The following is a 3,291-nucleotide window of genomic DNA, read 5'->3' as shown; positions in this document are numbered from 1 at the left end:
AAACCCACACACGGCGCCCGGGCCGCCCCCCCCCCGCGGGCCGGCGCGGGCGGCCCCGCCACGGGGGCCCCCCCGCGGCGCTAGGGCCCCGCCACCTCGGCGAACGGGCGGGGCTCGGGCGGATCGTCGCCGGGCAGGGCGAGGGGGCGTTGCCAGAGGCCAACGCTGAGCCACTGGCCGAGCTTGTAACCGACCCGTTCGTAGGTGCCGGCGCGGGTGAAGCCGAGCCGCTCGTGCAAGGCGATGCTGGCCTCGTTGGGCAGGGTCACCGCGGCGATCGCCTGGGTGAAGCCCTGCGCCTCGAGCAAGGGCAAGAGCGTCTCGTAGAGCCGCCGGCCGATGCCGCGGCCGTGGCTCCCGTGCGTGACGTAGACGCTGGTCTCGACCGCGAAGCGATAGGCGTGGCGGGCGCGGAAGGCGCTCGCCGAGGCATAGCCGGCGATCGCTCCGTCCGCCTCCTCCCAAACCAACCAGGGATAGAGCGCGCCGCCGCTCGCGATCCGCGCCGCCATCTCCGCCGCGCCGGGCGGCTCCGCCTCGAACGAAACCGTGCTGCCGGTGACATAGGGGGCGTAGATTTCGGCGATCGCCGCCGCGTCGGCCGCGGTGGCGAGGCGGATCTTCATCCCCGCCAGACCCAGGCGAGCAGCCGCTCGATCAGCCCTTGCGACGCGTGAGCGGTCGCGCGGCGGACGGGCGCCGGCATCGGGCATTCGAGGCAGCGCGCCTGGATCGCCGGGCCGGCGAGCAGGGCCTGGGCGTCGGCGAGGGCGCGCTCGAGCATCGCCTCGGGGCGGCGGGCCAGGCGGGCGAAGGGATCGCGACTGGCCTGGCTGTCGCCCTGCGCCATGTTGCGGAAGAGCTCGGCGAGGAAGCCGGGCTCCTTCTCCAGATAGACGGGGCGGGCGTCGCCGCCTTCGAGACTGGCGCGCCGCGCCGCCTCGGCGATGGCGTCGTCGAGCGAGCCGAAGCGGTCGACGAGGCCGAGCTGGCGCGCGGCGCCGCCGTCCCAGACCCGGCCCTGGCCGATCTCGTGGACGCGCTGCGGCGCCAGGTTGCGGGCGCGGCTGACCAGCCAGACGAAGCGGCGGTAGGTGCTATCGACCCCCATTTGCAGCAGGCGGTCGGTCTGCGCGTTGGGCCCCCTGAACAGGTCGGGCTGGCCCGAAAGCGGGGTCGTGCCGACCCCGTCGGCGCCGACCCCGATCCGCCGCAGCGTCCCCTCGAAGCTCGGCAGCACGCCGAACACGCCGATCGAGCCGGTGATCGTCGAAGGCTCGGCGAGAATGACGTCGCCCGCGGTCGCGATCCAATAGCCGCCGCTTGCCGCGACCGAACCCATCGAGATCACCACCGGAATGCCGCGCTCGCGCACGCTTTGGATGGCGCGGCGGATGCGCTCGGAAGCGAGGGTCGAGCCGCCCGGCGAATCGACCCGGACGACCAGCGCCCGAAGATCGCGCTCGCGCAGGCCTTCTTCCAGATTCTCGACGACCGTCTCGGCGCCGGCGGTGCCGAGCGCGGCGCGGCCGTCGACGATCGTGCCGGCGACGGTGAGCACGCCGATCCGGCCGCTCGCCTCGCTCACCCGATGCTCGTCGACCCAGGCGTCGTAATGGACGGCGCGGTAGCTGCCCGGCACCCGCTCGTTCCCCGCGCCGCCCAGCTCGGCCATCCGCCGGCCGAAGGCGGCGCGGTCGCCAATCCGGTCGACCAGCCGGGCGTTCAATGCGGCCCGCGCCATATCGCCGTTCGCCGCCTGGATGAAGCGCGCCGGGTCCTGGACGTAGGCGGCGAGCTGCGCGCGCGGCCGCGCCTGGCCGACATCCTGCCGCCAGGTCCCCCAGAGCGCGTCGACCAGCGCCTGGGCGTTGGCCCGCGCCTCGGGCGACATGTCGCTGCGGGTGTAGGGCTCGACCGCGGACTTGAACGCGCCGACCCGGTAGACGTTGGCGGTGACGCCGAGCCGCTCGAGCAGCCCGGCATAATAAAGGTTGGTTCCGCCCGGCCCGGCGACGATCACCGCGCCCAGCGGATCGAGCCAGACTTCGTCGGCATGGGCGGCGAGCTGGTAGCTGTCGTCGCCATAGCCGGTCGAGAAGGCGACGACGCGCTTGCCCGCCCGCCGCGCCCGGTCGAGCGCCTCGCCGACATTGGCGATCGCGGTCTGGCCACCGCCGGTGAAGATGTCGAGATCGAGCGCGATCGCGCGAATGCGGTCGCTGCTTGCCGCCGTGTCGATCGCGTGGATCACCTCGGCGACGCGATATTCGCGGGTCAGCGAGCCGCCGCCCAAAGCCGCCAGCGGGTCCTGCTCGGCCGGCTGCTCGACGATCGCGCCGGCGAGGTCGAGCCTGAGCACGCCGTCGCGCGCGCTGTCCTTGTAGGGGCTGGTCGAGAGCAGGGCGTAGAGCCCGCCGAAGAACATCAGCATGAAGAGCAGGACGAAGACGTCCTTCACCCCGACCAGCAGCCGCCAGATCTTGCCCGCGAACTTCATTTCGCCTCGCCTTTCGTTCCCTTCGGGCTAGACCAGCGCCGCCACGCTGTAAACGGCGCGGCGAATTCGGCGCGCCCGGCCTTGACCTGACGTGAAGACACCCTAAATCGCGCCCATTGGCACTCGATCCACCCGAGTGCTAACAGCATTTTTCGACCCAGGTTAGAAAGGTCAAACGCATGAAGTTTCGTCCGCTGCACGATCGCGTGCTGGTCCGTCGCGTCGAGGCCGAGGAGAAGACGGCCGGCGGGATCATCATCCCCGAAACCGCCAAGGAAAAGCCCCAGGAGGGCGAGGTCGTCGCCGTCGGCGGCGGCGCCAGGGGCGAGGACGGCAAGGTCACCCCGCTCGACGTCAAGGCCGGCGACAAGATCCTGTTCGGCAAATGGTCGGGCACCGAGGTCAAGCTCGACGGCGAGGACCTCATCATCATGAAGGAAAGCGACATCCTCGGGATCGTCGGCTGACCAACGGATATGCCCCGGCGAAAGCCGGGGCCCAGCTTTTTGTTTGACTGGACCCCGGCCTTCGCCGGGGAACGAAGGAAGGAATAGATAACATGGCAGCGAAAGACGTACGCTTTTCGCGCGACGCCCGTGAGCGGATCATGCGCGGCGTCGACATCCTCGCCGACGCGGTGAAGGTCACTTTGGGCCCCAAGGGTCGCAACGTCGTCCTCGACAAGAGCTTCGGCGCGCCCCGCATCACCAAGGACGGCGTCACCGTCGCCAAGGAGATCGAGCTCAAGGACAAGTTCGAGAATATGGGCGCGCAGATGCTGCGCGAGGTCG

The 3,291-nt window shown here is 71.0% G+C and carries 4 protein-coding genes; 2 read left to right on the top strand and 2 right to left on the bottom strand.

Annotated elements, in window-relative coordinates:
- Positions 1-80: 80 nt before the first annotated feature.
- Positions 81-626, bottom strand: coding sequence for an arsinothricin resistance N-acetyltransferase ArsN1 family B (locus tag ACT4N8_RS13480; RefSeq protein WP_444858638.1), 546 nt, complete (start codon positions 624-626; stop codon positions 81-83).
- Positions 623-2,500 carry a signal peptide peptidase SppA gene (gene sppA, locus ACT4N8_RS13475; RefSeq protein ID WP_444858637.1) on the bottom strand — a complete coding sequence of 626 codons (1,878 nt, stop codon included), beginning with the start codon at positions 2,498-2,500 and terminating at the stop codon, positions 623-625. The genes ACT4N8_RS13480 and sppA overlap by 4 nt, the downstream gene beginning before the upstream one ends.
- A 179-nt stretch (positions 2,501-2,679) precedes the next feature.
- On the opposite strand from sppA, the gene groES reads away from it, so the two are divergent.
- Both groES and ACT4N8_RS13465 read left to right on the top strand, forming a co-directional pair.
- Positions 2,680-2,967, top strand: a complete 288-nt coding sequence (gene groES / locus ACT4N8_RS13470) for a co-chaperone GroES (protein ID WP_444858636.1) — start codon at positions 2,680-2,682, stop codon at positions 2,965-2,967.
- A gap of 92 nt (positions 2,968-3,059) precedes the next feature.
- On the top strand, positions 3,060-3,291 hold a 232-nt coding region (locus ACT4N8_RS13465; protein WP_444858635.1), incomplete at its 3' end, for a TCP-1/cpn60 chaperonin family protein.

Origin of the sequence: Sphingosinicella sp. (assembly GCF_052387495.1) — a bacterium.
Taxonomy (GTDB): domain Bacteria; phylum Pseudomonadota; class Alphaproteobacteria; order Sphingomonadales; family Sphingomonadaceae; genus Allosphingosinicella.
The sequence above is the reverse complement of the archived record's forward strand: the minus strand, read 5'-3'. Positions and strand labels throughout refer to the sequence as shown.